Source organism: Streptomyces sp. NBC_00667, from assembly GCF_036226825.1.
GTDB lineage: Bacteria > Actinomycetota > Actinomycetes > Streptomycetales > Streptomycetaceae > Streptomyces.
In genome coordinates, this window is the sequence record NZ_CP109022.1 from 6039889 (window position 1) to 6063978 (window position 24090).

The 24090-nt window shown below is 73.2% G+C and carries 6 protein-coding genes; all 6 read right to left on the bottom strand.

What is annotated here, in order from left to right; translation table 11 throughout:
- Window positions 1-121: 121 nt before the first annotated feature.
- Window positions 122-2038, bottom strand: a complete 1917-nt coding sequence (locus tag OHA81_RS27545) for a CASTOR/POLLUX-related putative ion channel (RefSeq protein WP_329200252.1) — start codon at window positions 2036-2038, stop codon at window positions 122-124.
- 309 nt (window positions 2039-2347) lie between these two features.
- On the bottom strand, window positions 2348-7558 hold the full coding sequence (locus OHA81_RS27550; RefSeq protein WP_443056799.1) for a condensation domain-containing protein: 5211 nt from the start codon (window positions 7556-7558) through the stop codon (window positions 2348-2350).
- A gap of 10 nt (window positions 7559-7568) precedes the next feature.
- Window positions 7569-9398 carry a non-ribosomal peptide synthetase gene (locus OHA81_RS27555; RefSeq protein ID WP_329200254.1) on the bottom strand — a complete coding sequence of 610 codons (1830 nt, stop codon included), beginning with the start codon at window positions 9396-9398 and terminating at the stop codon, window positions 7569-7571.
- A gap of 5 nt (window positions 9399-9403) precedes the next feature.
- Window positions 9404-10444 carry a TauD/TfdA family dioxygenase gene (locus OHA81_RS27560; protein WP_329200256.1) on the bottom strand — a complete coding sequence of 347 codons (1041 nt, stop codon included), beginning with the start codon at window positions 10442-10444 and terminating at the stop codon, window positions 9404-9406.
- A 47-nt stretch (window positions 10445-10491) separates the two neighbouring features.
- Complete coding sequence (locus OHA81_RS27565; protein WP_329200258.1) at window positions 10492-11280, bottom strand: thioesterase II family protein; 789 nt, start codon at window positions 11278-11280, stop codon at window positions 10492-10494.
- Window positions 11277-23939 (bottom strand): non-ribosomal peptide synthetase, encoded by a 12663-nt coding sequence (locus tag OHA81_RS27570; RefSeq protein WP_329200260.1) that lies wholly within the window; start codon window positions 23937-23939, stop codon window positions 11277-11279. The genes OHA81_RS27565 and OHA81_RS27570 overlap by 4 nt, the downstream gene beginning before the upstream one ends.
- Window positions 23940-24090 lie beyond the last annotated feature (151 nt).

The following is a 24090-nucleotide window of genomic DNA, read 5'->3' on the forward strand; positions in this document are numbered from 1 at the left end:
TCCGTGGCCTCCACGCTAAGTACCTCGCGGGCCCCCGGCGGGCAGTCCCCGCGGCAGCTCCCGCACCCGTTCCTGCCGCCCGCAACTGCCGCCGCCCGGGCGCCCGCCCGCCCGCCGGCCGTCAGGGGTTCGCGGGTCCGGCCGGGGCGGAGGACCGCTCACCGGGCCGTGCCGGACCCGGCACGGCGGCGCGGTGTACGGATTCAGGTGCCAGCACGATGACCGAGTCCTCGGCCCCGAAGCGCACGGCGTCCCGCTTGTCGGGGTTGAGCCGTACACCGTAGGAAGGGCCGACCGCGCCGTCCCCGTGGAGCCGGTACCCGATGACGCAAAGGCCCCGCCGCCGCCCGGACTCCACCACCGTGGCGAAGGGGACGGGGCGCCCCAGTCGCACGAAGTGCGCGGCGGGGGCCAGGTGCAGGCCGGGGCCGTCGGCCGCGAACAGGAGCGCGAAGACCTCGGCGAGGTGGCGGTTCTCGGCGATCTGCGTCATCAGCAGACTGACGAGCCGGCCGCCGACGATGAAGTCGGCCCCCGCCCGGGCCGGGGCGAGCAGCCGGTTGCGGTCGTCCGTCATCTCCGTGACCACGGCCAGCTCGCGGCCCGAGGCCTCCTCCAGAGCCCGCAGGTGCAGCAGCGTCACCAGCGTCCGGTCGTCCCCCGCGAGCGCACCGCCCGTCCGGTCCGTGGCGTCGTACCCGAGGACGATCACCCGGTCGAACGACAGGACGTCCAGGTGCTCCAGCACCCGCGGGTCGGTGGTGTCCCCGTCGTGCACCCGGACCCGCATCCGGCGCGCCGAACGGCCCCTGCGGCCGGCCTCCCGCAGCGCTTCGCCGCCCTGTGCGACGACCGTCAGCGCCGTGCCCGGCGGCACGCCCAGGTCCAGCTGGTCCAGGATCAGCGGGGCCCGCCGGTTCCAGCCCAGCAGCAGGATGCGTTCGGGTGGGGTGGTCACCGCAGCGGGCAGCACGATCGCGTCCTCGTCGACGGCGAGCGGCCGCTCCACCGGTACCGCGGTGTCGTCGTCCCTCGTGATGACGATGATGCGGTCCTCGCGGGCCAGTACGGAGCCGGGGGCGGGATTGAGTTCGACGTCGCCGCCGGCCCGCAGGATGCCGACGACGCTCGACGTGGCGTACGCGAGGAGCAGCTCGCCGAAGGTGAGGCCGGCGAGGGCCGGTTCGCCGACCGTGTAGAACTCGTCCCCGGCGAAGTCCAGCAGTTCCTGGTGGACGAGGGAGAGCCCGGGCTGCCGGGACGTCTGCGCGATCAGGCGGGCGGTGACCTCCTCGATGTTCAGCACCCGCCCGTGGCGTCCGGCGGCCAGCTGCGCGGCGCGGTGGTGGCGGCCGTCGCGGACCGCGGCCACGACCGTGGGGCGGCCCCGCCCGCGCACGGCCGCCTCCAAGGAGAGCAGCGTCTTGACCACGTGCGCGTCGCCGTCCTGCCCGTCGTGGGTGAGGACCAGGACGGAGCGTGCGGTGTGCGGGCTGACGAGGGCGATCACCGCGGGGTCGGTGGTCACCCCGGTCCGGCAGATCAGGCGGGTGCGGCCGAGCCGGCCGGTCGCGGTGGCGATCTCGTCTTCCATCTCCGTCTTGTCCTTCGGACCGAGGACGGCCACGACGGCCCGGCGCTGATTGGAGTTGGCGGCCACCAGTTCGGAGACGATGGGGAAGACCTGCTCCGACCAGCCGAGCAGTACCGAATGCCCCTGTTCCAGCACGGTCGAACGGCCGCGCCGCAGGGCCAGGACCTTGTCGTTGAGGCCGGTGGTGATCAGGCTGACCAGGGTGGAGACGAACAGCAGGGCGACGAGGGCCAGTACGACCGAGAACACCACGTACAGCGGGCTGCCGACGGCGCCCCCGATCTTCAAGGTCTGACCGACGCTGACCCAGACCGCGACGAGCCGCCCGGGCCAGCTGCGGGGGGCCCCGGGGTCGGCCCAGACCAGAGCGGCACTGGCGGGGACGACGATGGCCAGGCAGACCAGCGTGAGCCAGCCGATCAGGACCGACGTCCCGCGGGCCATGACGGTGTCGAACCGGTACCGGGTACGGGGCCACCTGGAGCCGCCGCGCTGTCGTGCCGTCCTGCGATCCGTCAACCGGGGTCCCTCGGGCAGCTCGCGATGCCCGCCCGAGTGGGCGCCGGGGGCCGGTCATCGGTGGTGTGTACATGCGCCACGCTAGTGGGCCCCGGGGTACGGCGAAGGTGTTGGATGTGCCGGTTCCCTCCATCGCGTGAACATTCGGCACTGTTTGCGGGTGTTCCGGCCGGTGTGAACGTTCGTGACGGCCGCCGGGCCCGGCACCACGGGCGCCGGGCCCGGCGGACCGTCTCAGCGGACGCGTGCCCCCGACTGGGTGCGGCGGCGCAGGGCCGGGGCGGGGGCGGCGGCCGGGGCGGCTGCCGCCAGCAGGGCCGCCAGTTTCGCCGGGGTCGGGTGGCGGAAGACCTCCCGGATGGTGAGCTCCCGGCCCAGCTCCGCCCGTACCCGGTTGACCAGCCGGACCGCGAGCAGCGAATGCCCGCCCGACTTGAAGAAGTTGGCGTCCGGGGTGACGCGGCCGTTCTCCAGGACCTCCGCGAACAGCCTCAGCAGGGCGGTCGTGAGGCCCTCGTCCGCCGGGGTCTGCGGCTGCGGCGCGGCCGCGGGGAGGTGGACCGCCGAAGGCACCGCGTACTCCGGCAGCCGCTCCGCCGCCCAGGCCTGGAGTTCCGCCTCGGTGACCGTCCCCTCGGCGTGTGCGACCAGCCGGCCGTCCACCGCCTCGGCCCGCGCCCGGGACACGGCCGGGTGCTCCGCGAGCACCGAGGCGATGTACCCCAGGTCGATGCGGTAGCCGCCGATCAGGGGCCGCTCGGCCGGCCGCCTGTCGGCAGGCGCGGGGAGGTCCCCGACGCGCAGCGACGGGTCCGCCGCGAACAGGTCCAGCGCCGCCACCAAGAGGTCGGTCAGGCGCCGGGCGCCCGAGGGTCCGTACAGGTCGGTCGCGTACTCCAGCACCCCGGACATCCCGCCGTCCGCGTTCTCCGTCAGGGCGAAGGTGAGGTCCGACTTGGCCGATCCGGCCCGGTAGCCGAGTTCCTCGCCCGCCAGCGGACCGGCTGCACAGGACGGGACCGCGCCCGCCGGGCCGACCTGGAGCATGACCTGCACCAGCGCCTCGTGGGCGGCCGACCGGTGCGGGTTGAGGTGCTCCACCAGCCGGTCGAAGGGCAGGTCCTGGTGTTCGTAGGCGGCCAGGTCCGCGTCCCGCACCCGGCCCAGCAGCTCGCCGAAGGCCGGGTCCCCGGAGGTGTCGGTGCGCAGCACCAGCGTGTTCACGAAGAAGCCGACCAGCCCCGACAGCGCCTCGTCGGACCGCCCCGCGACCGCCGTGCCCACCGCGAGGTCGGTCCCCGCGCCGAGCCGGGTCAGCGCGGCGGCGAGCGCCGCCTGCACCACCATGAACAGGGTGGCGCCGTGCGCGTGCGCGACCCGCACCAGCCGCCGGTGCGTGTCCGGGGTCACCGCGAAACCGGTGACGGCACCCCGGCCCGAAGGCTCGGCCGGCCGCTCCCGCTCCGTGGGCAGGTCGATCAGCGGCGCCAGCCCCGCCAGCGCCCGCTCCCAGTAGTCGAACTCACCCGCCGTGGGCAGCTCGCGCTGCCACAGCGCGTAGTCGGCGTACTGGACCGGCAACGGTTCCCAGCGGGGCGCGCCCCCGGCCAGCCGCGCCTCGTAGGCCGCGGCCAGGTCCGCGAGCAACGGCCCCGTCGACCAGCCGTCCGCCGCGATGTGGTGCAGCAGCAGGACCAGCGTCTGCGGGCCGTCCCCCTCGGGCAGGAAGAGCCAGGCCCGGAAGGGGAGTTCGCGGGTCAGGTCGAAGACGTACGCGGCCGCCTCGTCCACCGCTGCCGGCACGTCCGCGGGGCGGCCCAGCTCCAACTGCGGGCGGGCGCCCACCAGCACCTTCTGGTACGGCTCCCCGCCCCCGGTCCCGTACACGGTGCGCAGCACCTCGTGCCGGGCGGCCACGTCGGCCAGCGCCCCGGCCAGCGCCGCCGGGTCGAGCGGCCGGTCCAGCCGCCGGACCAGCGCGATGTTGTAGGTGGGCGAGGGCCCTTCCAGCTGGTCGGTGAACCACAGCCGGCGCTGCGCGTACGACAGCGGGATCCGCTCGGGGCGCCGCTCCGGCGGTACGGGAGCGGGCGCGGGCCGCGAGGTCCCCGACGCGGACCCCAGGCGGCGGTGCAGGGCGGCCGGCGTCGGGGCCAGGAACAGGTCCCTGATCCCCGCCTCGACGCCCAGTACGGACCGGATGCGGTTCACGAGCTTGCTGGCGAGCAGGGAGTGCCCGCCGGCCTTGAAGAAGTTCTCCTCCGGGCCGACCCGGTCCCGGCCGAGCACCTCCGCGAAGAGGCCGCACAAGATCTCCGCGCGCGGGGAGGGGGCCGCCGTACCGTGCGCCGCCGCGGGGGCCGGGGCTGCCGGGGCGGCCGCGAGCCGGGCCCGTCGCTCGGCGATCGACTGCCGCTCCGCCTGCGTGAGCAGCTCCAGTTCGCCCAGCCGGGCGTCAGCCGAGACGGCGAAGGCGCCGAGCGCCCTCACGAACACCTCCAGCAGCAACCGCGCGGTGGGCTCGTCGAACAGGTCCTGCGCGTACTGGACGTACACGTCGAGCCCGTCCGGGCCGCCGTCCGCCGACCGGCGTCCGGCGCAGTGGAAGGAGAGGTCGAACTTCGCGGCGCCGAGGTCGGTGCTGGTGGCGCGCCCGGTGAGCGGGCCCAGCCGCACCGCGTCCTGCGCCGACTCCTGCACGGTCAGCATCACCTGGAAGAAGGGGTGCTCGCCCAGGGTGCGGCCGCCTTCCTCCGACAGGTGCTCCACCAGCAGGCCGAACGGCAGGTCCTGGTGGTCGAAGGCCGCGAGGTCCGCGTCCCGGACCCGCTCGACCAGTTCACCGACCGCCGGGTTACCCGACAGATCGGCGCGCAGGACCAGGGAGTTGACGAAGCAGCCGACCAGCTCGTGCAGGTCCTGGTCCGCGCGGCCGGCCACGGGTGTGCCGATCGCCACGTCCGGGCCCGCGCCGGTGGCGGACAGGGCCGCCGCCAGGGCGGAGCGGGCCACCATGAACAGGCTGGCCCGCCGGGTGCGGGCCAGCGCCGCCAGCCCGCGGTGGGCCTGCGCGTCGAGCCGGGCCGTCAGGGTGGCGCCACGGCCCGAGGGTTCGGCGGGGCGCGGCCGGTCGGCCGGCAGCGGGGTGCGGGCGGCCATCCCGTCCAGGGCCGTCTTCCAGTGGTCCAGCAGCGCGGCCGGGTCGGCCAGCAGCTCCGCCTGCCAGAGCGCGTAGTCGGCGTACTGCACCGGCAGCGGGCGCCACCCGGGTGACCGGCCCGCGCACCGGGCCCCGTAGGCTTCGCCCAGATCCCGCAGCAGGGGGGCCAGGGACCAGCCGTCGGTGGCGATGTGGTGGACGAGCAGGACCAGCACGCTGGTGCCGTCGCCCGGCAGGAAGAGCCGTACGCGCAGCGGTGGCCGGACCGCCAGGTCGAAGGTTTCCCGGCCGAACCGGGCCACCCGCTCCTCCAGGTCGTCCGGGGTGCACCCCACGCTCTCCAGCAGCTCCGCCGGGGTGTCCAGGACCCGCTGGTACGGTTCCCCGCCTTCGGCCCCGTAGACGGTGCGCAGCACCTCGTGCCGCTCCACGACGTCGGCCAGCGCGGCCGAGAGTGCCTGCCGCCCGGGCACGCCGTCCAGGCGCAGCACCAGCGGGGCGTTGTACGTGGCCGAGGGGCCCTCGATCCGGCCGACCAGCCACAGCGCGCGCTGCGCGGCGGACAGCGGGATCCGCTCCGGCCGGTGCGCGGCGGGGGTCAGTGCGGGCCGGGCCGCGGCCACCGCACCCCGCTCGGCCAGGCGCCCGTGCAGGGCGGACGGGGTGGGGGCGAGGAACAGGTCGCGGATGCCGAGTTCCAGGCCGAGCGCGCCCCGGATCCGGTTGACCAGTTTGCCCGCGAGCAGCGAATGCCCGCCGTTGCGGAAGAAGTTGGCGTCGGCGGCCAGCTCCTCCCGGCCCAGTACCTCCGCGAACAGCCCGCACAGGATCTCCTCGCGGGGGGACAGGACGTCCCGCCGCGCCGGCCCGGGAGCGCCGCTCTGCGGGCGGGACACGACGGCCGTCCGCGCGGGCCGCCGGGCCAGGGCCGCGGACTCCTCGGCCCCCAGCAGGGCCGCCCCGCCCGGACGGTGCAGCGGGTCGGCGGCGAAGACCTCCAGGGTCCGTACGTAGACCTCCAGCAGCAGCCGGGCCGTGGCCCCGTCGAAGAGGTCGCAGGCGTACTGCAGCGAGACGTCGAGACCGTCCGGCCGCCCGTCCGCCGTGTGCCGCTCGGCGCAGTACCAGGTGAGGTCGAACTTCGCGGAGTCCAGGCCGACGTCCGTGAGCCGGGCGCCGACACCGCCGCCCAGCGCCACCTCCGCGGACGCCTCGCCGCCCGCCTCCACGGTCAGCATCACCTGGAAGAACGGGTGGTGCCCCAGCGCCCGTTCGGGGGCCAGGTGCTCCACCAGCAGGTCGAAGGGCAGCTCCTGGTGCTCGAACGCCGCCAGGTCCGCGTCCCGGACCCGCCCGACCAGCTCCCCGACGCTCGGATCCCCCGACAGATCGGTGCGCAGGGCGAGGGAGTTGACGAAGAAGCCGACCAGGTCGTACAGGTCCTCGTCCGGGCGCCCCGCCACGGGCGCGCCGATCACCACGTCCTCACCCGCTCCGCAGGCGGACAGCGCGGCCGCCAGTGCCGCCCGGGCCACCATGGTCAGGCTCGCCCGCTGCCCGCGCGCCAGGGCGAGCAGCCCGCCGTGCGCCGCCGCGTCGAGCCGCCCGCGCACCAGGGCGCCCCGGCCGGACGGCTCGACGGGCCGCGGCCGGTCGGCGGGCAGGTCGATCACCGCCGGAGCGCCGTCGAGGGCGGCCCGCCAGTGGTCCAGCTGCTCCCGGGCCAGGCTGTCCGGGTCGGCGGGGTCCCCGAGCAGCTCGTGCTGCCAGAGGCTGTAGTCCGTGTACTGCACGGGCAGCGGCTCCCAGCCCGGTGCCCGCCCGGCGAGCCGGGCCTCGTACGCCCGGGCCAGGTCGCGCAGCAGCGGACGCACGGACAGCCCGTCGGTTGCCACGTGGTGGATCAGCAGGGCCAGGACCGGGTTCCCGTCACCGGAGGTGAACAGCCGCGCCCGGAGCGGCGGTTCGGCGGTGATGTCGATCGTCTCGCGGACGAACGCGGCCACGGCCGTATCCCGTTCGGCCGCCGCGCACCGTACCGCCGCGAGCCCCGGTACGGTGGCCGCGTCCAGCACCCGCTGGCAGGGCTCCGCGTCCGCGCCCGCGGGCAGGACGGTGCGCAGCACCTCGTGACGCTCCACCACGTCGGCGAGGGCCGCCCCGAGGGCGACGGCGTCGGGTTCCGCGTCGAGGCGCAGGACGACGGGGGCGTTGTAGGCGGCGGACGGGCCGTGCAGCCGGCCCAGGAACCACAGCCGCCGCTGGGCGAACGACAACGGGATCACGGTCATGTCCTCATCCGTCCTGGCGCTCGGCGGCCGCCGCGGCGGTCGCCCCCACGAGGGTGTCGATGTGTGCGGCAAGGTCCCGCAGCCGCGGGTTGGCGTACACGGCCTTCACCGGGAGCGCCACCCGCAGTTCGGCCCGGACCCGCGACACCAGCTTGATCGCGAGCAGGGAATGGCCGCCCAGCTTGAAGAAGTTGTCGTCCGGTCCGATGTGCGGGGCGCCCAGGACGCTCGCCCACACTCCGGCGATCAGCTCCTGCGAGCGCGTCATCCCGTCGGCCGCCGCGGCGGGCCCTCCCACCGGGGCCGGGCCGGGGGCGGGCAGCGCGGACCGGTCCAGCTTGCCGTTGGTGGTGGTGGGGAAGCGGTCCAGGGCGACGAAGGCCGCCGGGACCATGTAGGCCGGAAGCGTGGTGGACAGCCGGTCGCGCAGCGCGGACCCGCTGACGGAGCCGCGGTGGTAGGCGACCAGACCGGGCGCCCCGTGGACGTCGTCCCGCAGCACCACGGCCGCTTCGGCGACCTCCGGCATCGCGGTCAACGCCGCTTCGATCTCCGGGAGTTCGATCCGGTGACCGCGGAGCTTGACCTGCCCGTCGGCCCGGCCCAGACAGGCCAGCCGGCCGCCCGGCAGGAGCCGTACGAGGTCACCTGTGCGGTACATCCGGCCGCCGTACGCGGCCGCCTCCCCGGAGTCCGCCACGAACCGCTCCGCCGTGAGCCCCGGGCGGCGCCGGTAGCCGCGGCCCACGCGCGGGCCCGCCAGGTACAGCTCGCCGCTGTCACCCTCCGCCACCGGGTTCAGCTTCTCGTCCAGCACCCGCATCCGCAGGCCCGGCAGCCCGCTCCCGATGTGCGGGGCGTCGGCCGGGTCCACCCAGCCCGCCGTGGAATCGACGGTGCACTCGGTGGGCCCGTACAGGTTGACGGTACGCAGCACCCCCTGCGCGCACCGCTCGCCCAGACGCCGCCACAGTGCGGGGCCGATCGCCTCTCCGCCGACCAGCAGCGTCAGCGGGCGCGGACCGCCGTCGGCAGTGAGCAGGTCCAGCAGCGGGTCGGCGTGCGAGGGCGTGATGTCCAGATCGGTCAGCGCCTGCTCGTCGACCAGTGCGGCCAGCAGCGCCGGGTCCGCGCGGGTCTCGTCGTCGATCATCACCAGGGTGTCACCCCGGCACAGCCGGACCCACTGCTGCACGGAGGCGTCGAACGACGGCGAGGCGTTCCAGCCGACCCGGCCGCCCTCGGTGACGGCGATGCCCGCACCCTCCAGCTCGGCCAGCAGCGCGGAGGCGGCCGCCCGGCCGATCTCGACGCCCTTGGGCCGGCCCGTGGAGCCGGAGGTGTAGATGACGTACGCCAGGGTGTCGCCGCTCACCGGCACGGGGGCGTAGGCGGCCTCCACCCCGTCGGGCGCGGTCAGTTCGGCCACCGCGACGGCCGCCACGCCGGGTGCCGGCGGTTCGTCCCCGGCGCCGGCCATGACCACCAGGTCGGCGCCCGAGTCCTCCACCAGGTAGCGGCGCCGCTCGGCGGGCAGCTTCGGGTCGACGGGCAGGTAGGCGGCCCCCGCGGTCAGGGTGCCGATCAGGGCGGCCACCAGCGAGGCACCGCGGGGCAGGCACAGCGCGACCACGCTCTCCGGCCCGATGCCGCGGGCGGCGAGCCGCCCCGCGATGCGCATCGCCTCCGCGCGCAGTGCGGCGAAGGTCAGCTCACGGTCCCCGGCCACGACGGCGGTGCGTGCGGCGGGCGCCAGCGCGAGGCGGGCCAGCAGGTCGGTGGGGGCGTCCGCGCCCTCGTCGGTACGGGCACGCTCGGGAAGTACGGCGGTCATGGTGGTCACTCCCCGGCGAAAACGGTGGTGGACGGCTGGGTCTCGGGGGAGCACTCGGCCAGCGCGACCGGCTCGCCCATCGCGACGAGGATCTTCCGGTCGCCCTTGTACGCCTCACGGCCGTGCGCGCACAGGATGTTGTCCACGATCATCAGGTCGCCCTGCTGCCAGGTCTCCCGTACGGTGACCCGGTCGTAGACGGCGTTGATCGCGTCGACCTCGGCGTCGGTCAGCCGGGAGCCGTCCCCCAGGTAGGTGTTGAACGGCAGGCCGTCCTCCCCGTACGTCTCCACGAGCACCTCGCGGATGTCCGGGTCCAGGGTGCGGCTGTTCCAGAAGGCGAAGTGGTTGAACCAGGTCTTCTCGCCCGTCACCGGGTGCGTGACGATCGCGGAGCGACGCTGGCGGGTGATCATCGAGTCGTCCTCGTCGACCCACTCGTAGCCGACCGTGTTCTCCTCGCAGTACGCCTCGGCGACGGCCTTGTCCTGCGTCGCGAAGGTCTTGTACCAGGGCAGGCCGGCCAGTTCCGAGTAGTTGCGCACGAGCAGCCAGCCGGCCCGCGCGAAGCGCTCCACCAGCTCCGGCGGCAGCAGGCGCAGGGCCTCGCGCATGTCGCCGACGGTGGTCGCGCCGCCCTCCTCGGGGGCGGTCACGCAGCCGAAGAGGAGCACGCCCGGGAAGTCCAGGGTGTAGCTGTTTTCGTTGTGCAGCCGGATCGGCTGCACGGCCGGCAGGTCGGTGGAGGAGAAGACGCCCTCGCCGAAGTCGGTGCGCGGGGTGGCCTTCTCCTTGTAGCCGGCGCGCCGCTCGATCAGCGCGTCACGGGCCGCGGCGAAGGACGCCGCGTCATCGACCGGCAGTCCCCGCAGGAGTACCGCGCCACTGCGGTGCAACTCGGCCTGGATGTCGGCGCGGTGGGCGGTGAGCCAGGCCACGGCCGACGCGAGGTCGGCGCCGGCCGGGGTGTGGACGACGACGGGCTTGCCGGGCTCGCGGACCGGGTCGATGCCGGTCGTGGTGGGTGCGTCAGCGAACGTGGTCATGGGAAGTTCCTTAGAACGGCGCGGAGTCGGGAAGTGCGGGGCGGGTGTCAGGCGGCGGCGGTGGCGGGCGCGCCGACCACCTGGGCCAGTACGGCGAAGAAGTCCGGCAGCTGCTGCTGGAAGTAGAAGTGCCCGCCGGGCAGGACGTACGAGGCGAACGCGTGGTCGGTGATCTGCGCCCAGCGGCCGAGCGAGGCGGCCGGCGCGACCGGGTCGGCGTCCCCGCCGATCACCGTCACCGGGCAGTCCACCCGGGCGGCCGACTCCGCGCAGCGGTAGACGTCGTCGATGGCGAAGTCCGCGCGGATGGACGGCAGGATGATCTCGCGCAGCTCCGGCTCGTCGAGGATGCCGTCGTCGGTGCCGCCGCGCTCCTTGATGGCGGCGACCAGCTCGTCGTCGTCGAGCCGCTCCGGGTACACGGCGCAGGGGTTGGCCAGGTAGGGGGCCCGGCAGGCCGAGGCGACGAGGGCCCGGGGGGTACGGCCGGACGCCTGGAGGGCCCGTACGACCTCGAACGCCACCAGCGAGCCCATGCTGTGCCCGAGCACCACCAGGTCGTCGGTGGTCCCGGCGGGCAGGGCGGCGACGACGGGGCCGGCCAGGTCGCTGATGTCGCGGGGCAGGTCCTCGGCGAAGCGGGCGCCGCGGCCCGGGTACTGGCCGATGAGCAGCCGTACGTCCGCCGGGAGGTGCGCGCGCCATTCGGCGTAGGCGTGGGCGTTGCCGCCCGCGTGGGGCAGGACGAGCAGCGAGGTGCGCTGGGGGCCCTCGCCCGGCAGGTCCCAGACCACGTCGTCGGGTGCGGGGGTGGCGTCGTACTGGTCGTGGCTCATGAGGAACTCCGTTCCTGGTCGGTGGTGCGGCGGCGCAGCGCCGGCCTGGCCCGCCCGGGTGCCCGGGGCGCCGACTGCCGCAGGGTCTCGATGCGCTGGGCGAGGGTGGCGGGGGTGGGGTGCTGGAAGACGTCGCGGAGGCTGAGGGTGACGCCGAGGGTGGTGGAGATGCGGTTGGTGAGGCGGGCGGCGAGCAGCGAGTGGCCGCCGTGGTCGAAGAAGCTGTCGTCGATCGAGAGCGGGGCCGAGGTGTTCAGCACGTCCGTGAAGTACGTGTGCACCTGCTGTTCCAGCGGGGTGCGCGGGGTGCGGCCGCCGGCCTTCAACACCGCCTGCGGGGCGGGCAGGGCACGCTTGTCGATCTTCCCGTTGGGTGTGAGCGGCAGCCGGTCGAGCAGGACGACGAACGCCGGGACCATGTGGTCCGGCAGCAGGGTGCGCAGCCACAGGCGCACGTCCTGCGGGGCGAGCCCGGGGTCCGTGGCCACCACGTACGCGCTGAGCTGCGGGGTGTTGTGGTGGTCGAGGTGGGTCGACAGGGTGGCTTGGGTGAGGTGGGGGTGGGTGGTGAGGACGGTTTCGATTTCGGTGGGTTCGATGCGGAAGCCGCGGATTTTGATTTGGGTGTCGGTGCGGCCGGTGTAGTGGAGGTTGCCTTGGGTGTCCCAGTGGGCTTGGTCGCCGGTGCGGTAGAGGCGGGTGCCGGGGGGTCCGTAGGGGTTGGGGATGAAGCGGTGTGCGGTGGTGGTGGGTTGGGCGAGGTAGCCGTGGGCGAGGCCGTCGCCGGTGAGGTAGAGCTCGCCGGTGGTGCCGGGTGGGGTGGGTTTGAGGTGGGTGTCGAGGACGTAGGCGTGTTTGTTGGTGAGGGGGCGGCCGATGGAGACGGTGGTGCGTACTTCGTCGGAGGGTTCGATGGTGTGGGTGGTGGTGAAGCCCATGGATTCGGCGGGGCCGTAGCCGTTGGTGATGGTGAGGTGGGGGTGGGTGTGGTGGAGGCGGTGGATGTGGGTGGGGGAGGCGGGTTCGCCTCCGGTGTAGACGGTGCGGGTGGTGGTGAAGGTGTCGGGGTGTTCGTCGGTGAGGTAGTTGAAGAGGCTGGAGGAGAGTTGGAGCATGGTGACGGCGTGCTGGGGGGTGAGTGCTGCGATGAGGGCGGGTTCGGGGCGTTGTCCTGGTTGGAGGACGGTGGTTCCGCCGTGGAGGAGGGCTCCCCAGAATTCGAGGCTGAAGGCGTCCCAGGAGACGGGTGAGCATTGGAGGAAGGTTTCGTCGGGGCCGAAGGTGGCGTAGGTCTGGGCGGTGAGGGTGGAGACCAGGTTGCGGTGTGAGGAGAGGATGCCCTTGGGTTTGCCGGTGGATCCGGAGGTGAACATCACGCAGGCCACGTCGTCCGCGGAGAGTTCGGTGCCGAGGTCGGCCGGGTCGCGGCCCGCGATCAGTTCGTGTTCCGCGTCGAGCAGGACGGTCGGCCGGACGCCGGCGATCCGGCCTTGGTGGGTGGTGTCGGTGACCAGGAGGGCGAGCGAGGCGTCCCGGGCCGTGGCGGTCAGGCGCCGGTCGGGGAACTCGGGGTCAAGGAGTGCGTAGCCGGCGCCGGTCTTCGTGACGGCGAGGAGGGCGATGGCGAAGTCGATGCCGCGGTCGAGCAGGATCCCGGCGAGGTCACCGCGGCCCAGTCCTGCTTCGGTGAGGTGCCGGGCGAGCCGGTTGGCGTGTTCGTTCAGCTCCCCGTAGGACAGTTCCCGCCCTTCGAAGACCACCGCCCGTGCTCCGGGGCGGAGCCGGGCCTGCTCCTCGAAGCGGTCCGTCAGCGTCCGCTCCCCGATCTCCCGGCGGATGCCCGTCCACTCCTCCAGCACCTGCCGCCGCTCGGCCTCCCCCATCAACTCGATGTCGGAGAGGGGCATTTCCGGCGCGGCCAGCACCTGCTCCAGCGTGCGCCGCAGCATCGCGACGATCCGCTCCACGGTGCCGTGCTCGTACAGGTCCGAGCTGTACAGCACCGCCCCGGTCAGGCCCGCGTCCTCGTCCGCCTGCAGCAGGAACTCCAGGTCGAACTTGACCGCGCCCGTCGCCAGCGGCTCCGCGGCGCCGGCCCGCACGCCCTCCAGCTCCGGTCCGGCCGCGGGGCCGGACTCCAGGGCCAGACAGACCTGGAACAGCGGATGCCGGGCCAGGGAGCGGGCCGGGTTCACCGCCTCCAGCACCAGGTCGAACGGGGCGTCCTGATGGGCGAAGGCGTCCAGGTCGGCGGTACGGACCCGGCCCAGCAGATCCCGGAAAGCGGGGTTCCCGGAGGTGTCGGTGCGCAGGACGAGCGTGTTGACGAAGAAGCCGACCAGCTCGGACAGGGCCTCGTCGGACCGCCCGGCGACGGGCGTGCCGAGCGGAATGTCGGTTCCCGCCCCCAACCGGGTCAACGTCGCGGCCAGCGCGGCCTGGAGCACCATGAACGGGGTGCAGCGCTCGGCCCGGGCCAGCTCCCGCACCCGCTTGTGCAACTCGGCGCCGAAGTCCAGCCGGACCACCCCGCCGCGCTGCCCGGCGACGGGCGGACGCGGCCGGTCGTGGATCAGCCCCAGCTCCTCGGGCAGACCTTCCAGGGCCGTCCTCCAGTAGCCGAGCTGCTCCTCCAGCGGTGGCCCTTCGAGCGCCGCACGCTGCCACAGGGCGTAGTCGGCGTAGTCGACGGGCAGCGGGGCGAGGTCGGGAGCGGCGCCGGTGAGCCGGGCGGCGTAGGCCAGCGACAGATCGGCGAACAGGGGGCGCAGCGACTGCCCGTCGGTGGCGATGTGGTGGAGCAGGACCAGCAGCGTGTACCGGGACGGACCGGACTGCAACAGCGTGATCCGCAGCTGCAGTTCGGTGGCCAGGTCGAAGCAGTGCCCGGCCGCCGAGAGCAGCTCGCCGTCGAGGGCCTCGGCGGTGACGCTCCTGACTTCGAACCACGGCGCTTCGGCCGCCGACGCCACGAGCTGGCAGGGGGTGCCGTCCACGGTGGCGAACCGGGTCCGCAGCGGCTCGTGACGGGCCACGACGTCACCGAACGCGGCGCGCAGTGCGGCGACGTCCAGCTCCCCTTCCAGCCGGACGGCCATCGGGACGTTGTACGCGCTCCCGCCCCCGGAGAGCCCGGCGACCAGCCACAGGCGCTGCTGGGCGAAGGACAGCGGCAGGAACTCCGGGCGGCTCGCGGCCCGGGTGAGGGGCGTGAGCGCCGGCCGGCCGGAGCAGTCCGCGATGCGGCGGGCGAGGGTGGCGGCGGTGGGGTGCTGGAAGACGTCGCGGAGGCTGAGGGTGACGCCGAGGGTGGTGGAGATGCGGTTGGTGAGGCGGGCGGCGAGGAGCGAGTGGCCGCCGTGCTCGAAGAAGCCGTCGTCGACGGACAGCGGGGCGGGGGAGCCGAGCACCTCGCCGATCAGGGTGCGGACGATCTCTTCCAGCTCCGTGCGGGGCTGGCGCCCGGAGGTGCTGAGCGGCGCGTCGACGGCAGGAAGGGCGCGTTTGTCGATCTTGCCGTTCGGGGTGAGCGGGAGCCTGTCGAGGACGGCGAACTGCGCGGGCACCATGTGCTCGGGCAACCGCTCGCGCAGCCAGCCGCGCAGAGCAGCCGGGCTCGGGGCGGAGCCGGGAGTGGCGACGACGTACGCCGTCAGGTGGACGTCGTGGACCAGGGTGGCTTGGGTGAGGTGGGGGTGGGTGGTGAGGACGGTTTCGATTTCGGTGGGTTCGATGCGGAAGCCGCGGATTTTGATTTGGGTGTCGGTGCGGCCGGTGTAGTGGAGGTTGCCTTGGGTGTCCCAGTGGGCTTGGTCGCCGGTGCGGTAGAGGCGGGTGCCGGGGGGTCCGTAGGGGTTGGGGATGAAGCGGTGTGCGGTGGTGGTGGGTTGGGCGAGGTAGCCGTGGGCGAGGCCGTCGCCGGTGAGGTAGAGCTCGCCGGTGGTGCCGGGTGGGGTGGGTTTGAGGTGGGTGTCGAGGACGTAGGCGTGTTTGTTGGTGAGGGGGCGGCCGATGGAGACGGTGGTGCGTACTTCGTCGGAGGGTTCGATGGTGTGGGTGGTGGTGAAGCCCATGGATTCGGCGGGGCCGTAGCCGTTGGTGATGGTGAGGTGGGGGTGGGTGTGGTGGAGGCGGTGGATGTGGGTGGGGGAGGCGGGTTCGCCTCCGGTGTAGACGGTGCGGGTGGTGGTGAAGGTGTCGGGGTGTTCGTCGGTGAGGTAGTTGAAGAGGCTGGAGGAGAGTTGGAGCATGGTGACGGCGTGCTGGGGGGTGAGTGCTGCGATGAGGGCGGGTTCGGGGCGTTGTCCTGGTTGGAGGACGGTGGTTCCGCCGTGGAGGAGGGCTCCCCAGAATTCGAGGCTGAAGGCGTCCCAGGAGACGGGTGAGCATTGGAGGAAGGTTTCGTCGGGGCCGAAGGTGGCGTAGGTCTGGGCGGTGAGGGTGGAGACCAGGTTGCGGTGTGAGGAGAGGATGCCCTTGGGTTTGCCGGTGGATCCGGAGGTGAACATCACGCAGGCCACGTCGTCCGCGGAGAGTTCGGTGCCGAGGTCGGCCGGGTCGCGGCCCGCGATCAGTTCGTGTTCCGCGTCGAGCAGGACGGTCGGCCGGACGCCGGCGATCCGGCCTTGGTGGGTGGTGTCGGTGACCAGGAGGGCGAGCGAGGCGTCCCGGGCCGTGGCGGTCAGGCGCCGGTCGGGGAACTCGGGGTCAAGGAGTGCGTAGCCGGCGCCGGTCTTCGTGACGGCGAGGAGGGCGATGGCGAAGTCGATGCCGCGGTCGAGCAGGATCCCGGCGAGGTCACCGCGGCCCAGTCCTGCTTCGGTGAGGTGCCGGGCGAGCCGGTTGGCGTGTTCGTTCAGCTCCCCGTAGGACAGTTCCCGCCCTTCGAAGACCACCGCCCGTGCTCCGGGGCGGAGCCGGGCCTGCTCCTCGAAGCGGTCCGTCAGCGTCCGCTCCCCGATCTCCCGGCGGATGCCCGTCCACTCCTCCAGCACCTGCCGCCGCTCGGCCTCCCCCATCAACTCGATGTCGGAGAGGGGCATTTCCGGCGCGGCCAGCACCTGCTCCAGCGTGCGCCGCAGCATCGCGACGATCCGCTCCACGGTGCCGTGCTCGTACAGGTCCGAGCTGTACAGCACCGCCCCGGTCAGGCCCGCGTCCTCGTCCGCCTGCAGCAGGAACTCCAGGTCGAACTTGACCGCGCCCGTCGCCAGCGGCTCCGCGGCGCCGGCCCGCACGCCCTCCAGCTCCGGTCCGGCCGCGGGGCCGGACTCCAGGGCCAGACAGACCTGGAACAGCGGATGCCGGGCCAGGGAGCGGGCCGGGTTCACCGCCTCCAGCACCAGGTCGAACGGGGCGTCCTGATGGGCGAAGGCGTCCAGGTCGGCGGTACGGACCCGGCCCAGCAGATCCCGGAAAGCGGGGTTCCCGGAGGTGTCGGTGCGCAGGACGAGCGTGTTGACGAAGAAGCCGACCAGCTCGGACAGGGCCTCGTCGGACCGCCCGGCGACGGGCGTGCCGAGCGGAATGTCGGTTCCCGCCCCCAACCGGGTCAACGTCGCGGCCAGCGCGGCCTGGAGCACCATGAACGGGGTGCAGCGCTCGGCCCGGGCCAGCTCCCGCACCCGCTTGTGCAACTCGGCGCCGAAGTCCAGCCGGACCACCCCGCCGCGCTGCCCGGCGACGGGCGGACGCGGCCGGTCGTGGATCAGCCCCAGCTCCTCGGGCAGACCTTCCAGGGCCGTCCTCCAGTAGCCGAGCTGCTCCTCCAGCGGTGGCCCTTCGAGCGCCGCACGCTGCCACAGGGCGTAGTCGGCGTAGTCGACGGGCAGCGGGGCGAGGTCGGGAGCGGCGCCGGTGAGCCGGGCGGCGTAGGCCAGCGACAGATCGGCGAACAGGGGGCGCAGCGACTGCCCGTCGGTGGCGATGTGGTGGAGCAGGACCAGCAGCGTGTACCGGGACGGACCGGACTGCAACAGCGTGATCCGCAGCTGCAGTTCGGTGGCCAGGTCGAAGCAGTGCCCGGCCGCCGAGAGCAGCTCGCCGTCGAGGGCCTCGGCGGTGACGCTCCTGACTTCGAACCACGGCGCTTCGGCCGCCGACGCCACGAGCTGGCAGGGGGTGCCGTCCACGGTGGCGAACCGGGTCCGCAGCGGCTCGTGACGGGCCACGACGTCACCGAACGCGGCGCGCAGTGCGGCGACGTCCAGCTCCCCTTCCAGCCGGACGGCCATCGGGACGTTGTACGCGCTCCCGCCCCCGGAGAGCCCGGCGACCAGCCACAGGCGCTGCTGGGCGAAGGACAGCGGCAGGAACTCCGGGCGGCTCGCGGCCCGGGTGAGGGGCGTGAGCGCCGGCCGGCCGGAGCAGTCCGCGATGCGGCGGGCGAGGGTGGCGGCGGTGGGGTGCTGGAAGACGTCGCGGAGGCTGAGGGTGACGCCGAGGGTGGTGGAGATGCGGTTGGTGAGGCGGGCGGCGAGGAGCGAGTGGCCGCCGTGCTCGAAGAAGCCGTCGTCGACGGACAGCGGGGCGGGGGAGCCGAGCACCTCGCCGATCAGGGTGCGGACGATCTCTTCCAGCTCCGTGCGGGGCTGGCGCCCGGAGGTGCTGAGCGGCGCGTCGACGGCAGGAAGGGCGCGTTTGTCGATCTTGCCGTTCGGGGTGAGCGGGAGCCTGTCGAGGACGGCGAACTGCGCGGGCACCATGTGCTCGGGCAACCGCTCGCGCAGCCAGCCGCGCAGAGCAGCCGGGCTCGGGGCGGAGCCGGGAGTGGCGACGACGTACGCCGTCAGGTGGACGTCGTGGACCAGGGTGGCTTGGGTGAGGTGGGGGTGGGTGGTGAGGACGGTTTCGATTTCGGTGGGTTCGATGCGGAAGCCGCGGATTTTGATTTGGGTGTCGGTGCGGCCGGTGTAGTGGAGGTTGCCTTGGGTGTCCCAGTGGGCTTGGTCGCCGGTGCGGTAGAGGCGGGTGCCGGGGGGTCCGTAGGGGTTGGGGATGAAGCGGTGTGCGGTGGTGGTGGGTTGGGCGAGGTAGCCGTGGGCGAGGCCGTCGCCGGTGAGGTAGAGCTCGCCGGTGGTGCCGGGTGGGGTGGGTTTGAGGTGGGTGTCGAGGACGTAGGCGTGTTTGTTGGTGAGGGGGCGGCCGATGGAGACGGTGGTGCGTACTTCGTCGGAGGGTTCGATGGTGTGGGTGGTGGTGAAGCCCATGGATTCGGCGGGGCCGTAGCCGTTGGTGATGGTGAGGTGGGGGTGGGTGTGGTGGAGGCGGTGGATGTGGGTGGGGGAGGCGGGTTCGCCTCCGGTGTAGACGGTGCGGGTGGTGGTGAAGGTGTCGGGGTGTTCGTCGGTGAGGTAGTTGAAGAGGCTGGAGGAGAGTTGGAGCATGGTGACGGCGTGCTGGGGGGTGAGTGCTGCGATGAGGGCGGGTTCGGGGCGTTGTCCTGGTTGGAGGACGGTGGTTCCGCCGTGGAGGAGGGCTCCCCAGAATTCGAGGCTGAAGGCGTCCCAGGAGACGGGTGAGCATTGGAGGAAGGTTTCGTCGGGGCCGAAGGTGGCGTAGGTCTGGGCGGTGAGGGTGGAGACCAGGTTGCGGTGTGAGGAGAGGATGCCCTTGGGTTTGCCGGTGGATCCGGAGGTGAACATCACGCAGGCCACGTCGTCCGCGGAGAGTTCGGTGCCGAGGTCGGCCGGGTCGCGGCCCGCGATCAGTTCGTGTTCCGCGTCGAGCAGGACGGTCGGCCGGACGCCGGCGATCCGGCCTTGGTGGGTGGTGTCGGTGACCAGGAGGGCGAGCGAGGCGTCCCGGGCCGTGGCGGTCAGGCGCCGGTCGGGGAACTCGGGGTCAAGGAGTGCGTAGCCGGCGCCGGTCTTCGTGACGGCGAGGAGGGCGATGGCGAAGTCGATGCCGCGGTCGAGCAGGATCCCGGCGAGGTCACCGCGGCCCAGTCCTGCTTCGGTGAGGTGCCGGGCGAGCCGGTTGGCGTGTTCGTTCAGCTCCCCGTAGGACAGTTCCCGCCCTTCGAAGACCACCGCCCGTGCTCCGGGGCGGAGCCGGGCCTGCTCCTCGAAGCGGTCCGTCAGCGTCCGCTCCCCGATCTCCCGGCGGATGCCCGTCCACTCCTCCAGCACCTGCCGCCGCTCGGCCTCCCCCATCAACTCGATGTCGGAGAGGGGCATTTCCGGCGCGGCCAGCACCTGCTCCAGCGTGCGCCGCAGCATCGCGACGATCCGCTCCACGGTGCCGTGCTCGTACAGGTCCGAGCTGTACAGCACCGCCCCGGTCAGGCCCGCGTCCTCGTCCGCCTGCAGCAGGAACTCCAGGTCGAACTTGACCGCGCCCGTCGCCAGCGGCTCCGCGGCGCCGGCCCGCACGCCCTCCAGCTCCGGTCCGGCCGCGGGGCCGGACTCCAGGGCCAGACAGACCTGGAACAGCGGATGCCGGGCCAGGGAGCGGGCCGGGTTCACCGCCTCCAGCACCAGGTCGAACGGGGCGTCCTGATGGGCGAAGGCGTCCAGGTCGGCGGTACGGACCCGGCCCAGCAGATCCCGGAAAGCGGGGTTCCCGGAGGTGTCGGTGCGCAGGACGAGCGTGTTGACGAAGAAGCCGACCAGCTCGGACAGGGCCTCGTCGGACCGCCCGGCGACGGGCGTGCCGAGCGGAATGTCGGTTCCCGCCCCCAACCGGGTCAACGTCGCGGCCAGCGCGGCCTGGAGCACCATGAACGGGGTGCAGCGCTCGGCCCGGGCCAGCTCCCGCACCCGCTTGTGCAACTCGGCGCCGAAGTCCAGCCGGACCACCCCGCCGCGCTGCCCGGCGACGGGCGGACGCGGCCGGTCGTGGATCAGCCCCAGCTCCTCGGGCAGACCTTCCAGGGCCGTCCTCCAGTAGCCGAGCTGCTCCTCCAGCGGTGGCCCTTCGAGCGCCGCACGCTGCCACAGGGCGTAGTCGGCGTAGTCGACGGGCAGCGGGGCGAGGTCGGGAGCGGCGCCGGTGAGCCGGGCGGCGTAGGCCAGCGACAGATCGGCGAACAGGGGGCGCAGCGACTGCCCGTCGGTGGCGATGTGGTGGAGCAGGACCAGCAGCGTGTACCGGGACGGACCGGACTGCAACAGCGTGATCCGCAGCTGCAGTTCGGTGGCCAGGTCGAAGCAGTGCCCGGCCGCCGAGAGCAGCTCGCCGTCGAGGGCCTCGGCGGTGACGCTCCTGACTTCGAACCACGGCGCTTCGGCCGCCGACGCCACGAGCTGGCAGGGGGTGCCGTCCACGGTGGCGAACCGGGTCCGCAGCGGCTCGTGACGGGCCACGACGTCACCGAACGCGGCGCGCAGTGCGGCGACGTCCAGCTCCCCTTCCAGCCGGACGGCCATCGGGACGTTGTACGCGCTCCCGCCCCCGGAGAGCCCGGCGACCAGCCACAGGCGCTGCTGGGCGAAGGACAGCGGCAGGAACTCCGGGCGGCTCGCGGCCCGGGTGAGGGGCGTGAGCGCCGGCCGGCCGGAGCAGTCCGCGATGCGGCGGGCGAGGGTGGCGGCGGTGGGGTGCTGGAAGACGTCGCGGAGGCTGAGGGTGACGCCGAGGGTGGTGGAGATGCGGTTGGTGAGGCGGGCGGCGAGGAGCGAGTGGCCGCCGTGCTCGAAGAAGCCGTCGTCGACGGACAGCGGGGCGGGGGAGCCGAGCACCTCGCCGATCAGGGTGCGGACGATCTCTTCCAGCTCCGTGCGGGGCTGGCGCCCGGAGGTGCTGAGCGGCGCGTCGACGGCAGGAAGGGCGCGTTTGTCGATCTTGCCGTTCGGGGTGAGCGGGAGCCTGTCGAGGACGGCGAACTGCGCGGGCACCATGTGCTCGGGCAACCGCTCGCGCAGCCAGCCGCGCAGAGCAGCCGGGCTCGGGGCGGAGCCGGGAGTGGCGACGACGTACGCCGTCAGGTGGACGTCGTGGACCAGGGTGGCTTGGGTGAGGTGGGGGTGGGTGGTGAGGACGGTTTCGATTTCGGTGGGTTCGATGCGGAAGCCGCGGATTTTGATTTGGGTGTCGGTGCGGCCGGTGTAGTGGAGGTTGCCTTGGGTGTCCCAGTGGGCTTGGTCGCCGGTGCGGTAGAGGCGGGTGCCGGGGGGTCCGTAGGGGTTGGGGATGAAGCGGTGTGCGGTGGTGGTGGGTTGGGCGAGGTAGCCGTGGGCGAGGCCGTCGCCGGTGAGGTAGAGCTCGCCGGTGGTGCCGGGTGGGGTGGGTTTGAGGTGGGTGTCGAGGACGTAGGCGTGTTTGTTGGTGAGGGGGCGGCCGATGGAGACGGTGGTGCGTACTTCGTCGGAGGGTTCGATGGTGTGGGTGGTGGTGAAGCCCATGGATTCGGCGGGGCCGTAGCCGTTGGTGATGGTGAGGTGGGGGTGGGTGTGGTGGAGGCGGTGGATGTGGGTGGGGGAGGCGGGTTCGCCTCCGGTGTAGACGGTGCGGGTGGTGGTGAAGGTGTCGGGGTGTTCGTCGGTGAGGTAGTTGAAGAGGCTGGAGGAGAGTTGGAGCATGGTGACGGCGTGCTGGGGGGTGAGTGCTGCGATGAGGGCGGGTTCGGGGCGTTGTCCTGGTTGGAGGACGGTGGTTCCGCCGTGGAGGAGGGCTCCCCAGAATTCGAGGCTGAAGGCGTCCCAGGAGACGGGTGAGCATTGGAGGAAGGTTTCGTCGGGGCCGAAGGTGGCGTAGGTCTGGGCGGTGAGGGTGGAGACCAGGTTGCGGTGTGAGGAGAGGATGCCCTTGGGTTTGCCGGTGGATCCGGAGGTGAACATCACGCAGGCCACGTCGTCCGCGGACACTTCGATACCGACATCTCCTGCGTCCCGCTCCGCGATCAGTTCCCGTTCCGCGTCGAGCACCACCGTCCGCCAGGGGCCCGTCAGCCTGCCCTCGTGATCTGCGCCGGTCACCAGCAGCCTCAGTCCCGCATCGGCCGCCGTGGCGGTCAGGCGCCGGTCGGGGAACTCGGGGTCAAGGAGTGCGTAGCCGGCGCCGGTCTTCGTGACGGCGAGGAGGGCGATGGCGAAGTCGATGCCGCGGTCGAGCAGGATCCCGGCGAGGTCACCGCGGCCCAGTCCTGCTTCGGTGAGGTGCCGGGCGAGCCGGTTGGCGTGTTCGTTCAGCTCCCCGTAGGACAGTTCCCGCCCTTCGAAGACCACCGCCCGTGCTCCGGGGCGGAGCCGGGCCTGCTCCTCGAAGCGGTCCGTCAGCGTCCGCTCCCCGATCTCCCGGCGGATGCCCGTCCACTCCTCCAGCACCTGCCGCCGCTCGCCCTCCCCCATCAACTCGATCTCTGACAGCGGGAGTTCGAAGTGATCGAGCACCTGCTCCGCGAACGTGACGAACCGGTCCTGGTGGCTCGCCACCGCCGCGATGTCACACACCTCCGGCGCCGCGTCGAAGTCGACGCGCAGTCCGCCCTCCGGCCCGAGGTCGTAGACGCCGACCGCCAGGTCTTCCACCGGCCCGTTGCTCAAGTTGTGCTGCGTGGTCGGGAAACCGCAAAAGCGCATCCCGGGCGTGAACGCCATGATGTTGACCAGCGGCGCCGTGATCCGCCGCTCGGTCTCCGCCAGACCGAGGTCGCGGCAGACGTCCTCGTACCGCGTCCGCTGGTGCCGAAGCCCCTGCCGCGTCTCGGCGACCACCGACGCCAACAGCCCGGCCGGCGTCGCGTCCGCGTCGACCCGGAGCCGCAGCGGTACGACGTTCGACAGCATGCCCGGGGTACGGCGTGCGAGTTCGGTACGCCGACCGGTCACCGGAAGGCCGAGTGCCAGCTCGGGGCTCGCGCCGACCCGGTGCACGTAGGCCGCCACGAGGGTGATCATCAGCATCGTCCACGGCGCCCGGTGCGCGCGGGCGACCTCCTTCAACCGGTCCGCCCGCGTCGGGTCCAGCACCACCGTCCGCCGGACGAAGGGCAGTTCCCCCGGGGCCGGACGGCCGGTCCGTCCCTCCGCGAGGCGGGGGGTGGGCGGAAGGTCGGCGAGGTGGGCCGCCCAGTGCGCGCGGTCCTGTGCTCCCTCGGGAGAGGCCCGGTAGGCCTCGTCCTCCGCCAGTACGTCCGCCAGCGTCCCGAAGGGGCCCGGCCCCCAGGGTTCCCCCGCCGACGCCTGCTCGTACAGCTCCACCAGGCGCTGGTCGAGCAGCGCCACGCCCATGCCGTCGATCGCCAGGTGGTGGAAGGCGTGGAAGTAGAACCACCGCTCCTCGCCCGCCACGCTCGTACCCGCCCTGATCAGCACGTGCCGGCTCAGCCAGCCGGCCGCCAGGTCGAACGGCCGCGCCAGTTCGGTCCGCATCCAGGCACGCGCCGCCGCGGCCGGGTCGTCCTCGCCGCTGAGGTCGAGGACCTGCAGTTCCCGCTCACCCGGTTCCGTCCACAGCTCCTGCCACAGGCCGCCGTCCTCATCCGACCCCGTACCCCGGATGCGCAACACGTCGGCCTCACGAGCCAGTCGGTACCAGCAGCGGGCGAAGAGACCCGGGTCGAGGGCGCCCAGGATCTCCCGGTACTCCCCGATGTTGTAGCGGCAGCCCGACGGGTCGAGGCCGTGGGCCATCCAGATGTCGCGCTGCGCCGCCGACAGGGGCAGCCGCACAGCGGCCGGCCGGTGCGCGGTGCCCTGGGGGGACGCGTTGGGGGACATGCGGGGGCTCCTCGGATTCGTTTCTGCGGCGTGAGGGGAGGGGTGGGCGGGCCAGGCGGCTGCCTTCGCGGGCCCCGGCCGTCCTTGCGGCTGTACGTCATCCAACCCGCGGCCCACCGGCCCCGGCGGCAGTTGCTCCGGCACTCCGGAA

What these genes read in the sequence shown, in the direction of transcription:
- OHA81_RS27555 (WP_329200254.1), bottom strand. Translation starts at nt 9,398, where the DNA reads ATGACCGCCGTACTTCCCGAGCGTGCCCGTACCGACGAGGGCGCGGAC.
- OHA81_RS27545 (WP_329200252.1), bottom strand. Translation starts at nt 2,038, where the DNA reads ATGGCCCGCGGGACGTCGGTCCTGATCGGCTGGCTCACGCTGGTCTGC.
- OHA81_RS27560 (WP_329200256.1), bottom strand. Translation starts at nt 10,444, where the DNA reads ATGACCACGTTCGCTGACGCACCCACCACGACCGGCATCGACCCGGTC.
- OHA81_RS27570 (WP_329200260.1), bottom strand. Translation starts at nt 23,939, where the DNA reads ATGTCCCCCAACGCGTCCCCCCAGGGCACCGCGCACCGGCCGGCCGCT.
- OHA81_RS27565 (WP_329200258.1), bottom strand. Translation starts at nt 11,280, where the DNA reads ATGAGCCACGACCAGTACGACGCCACCCCCGCACCCGACGACGTGGTC.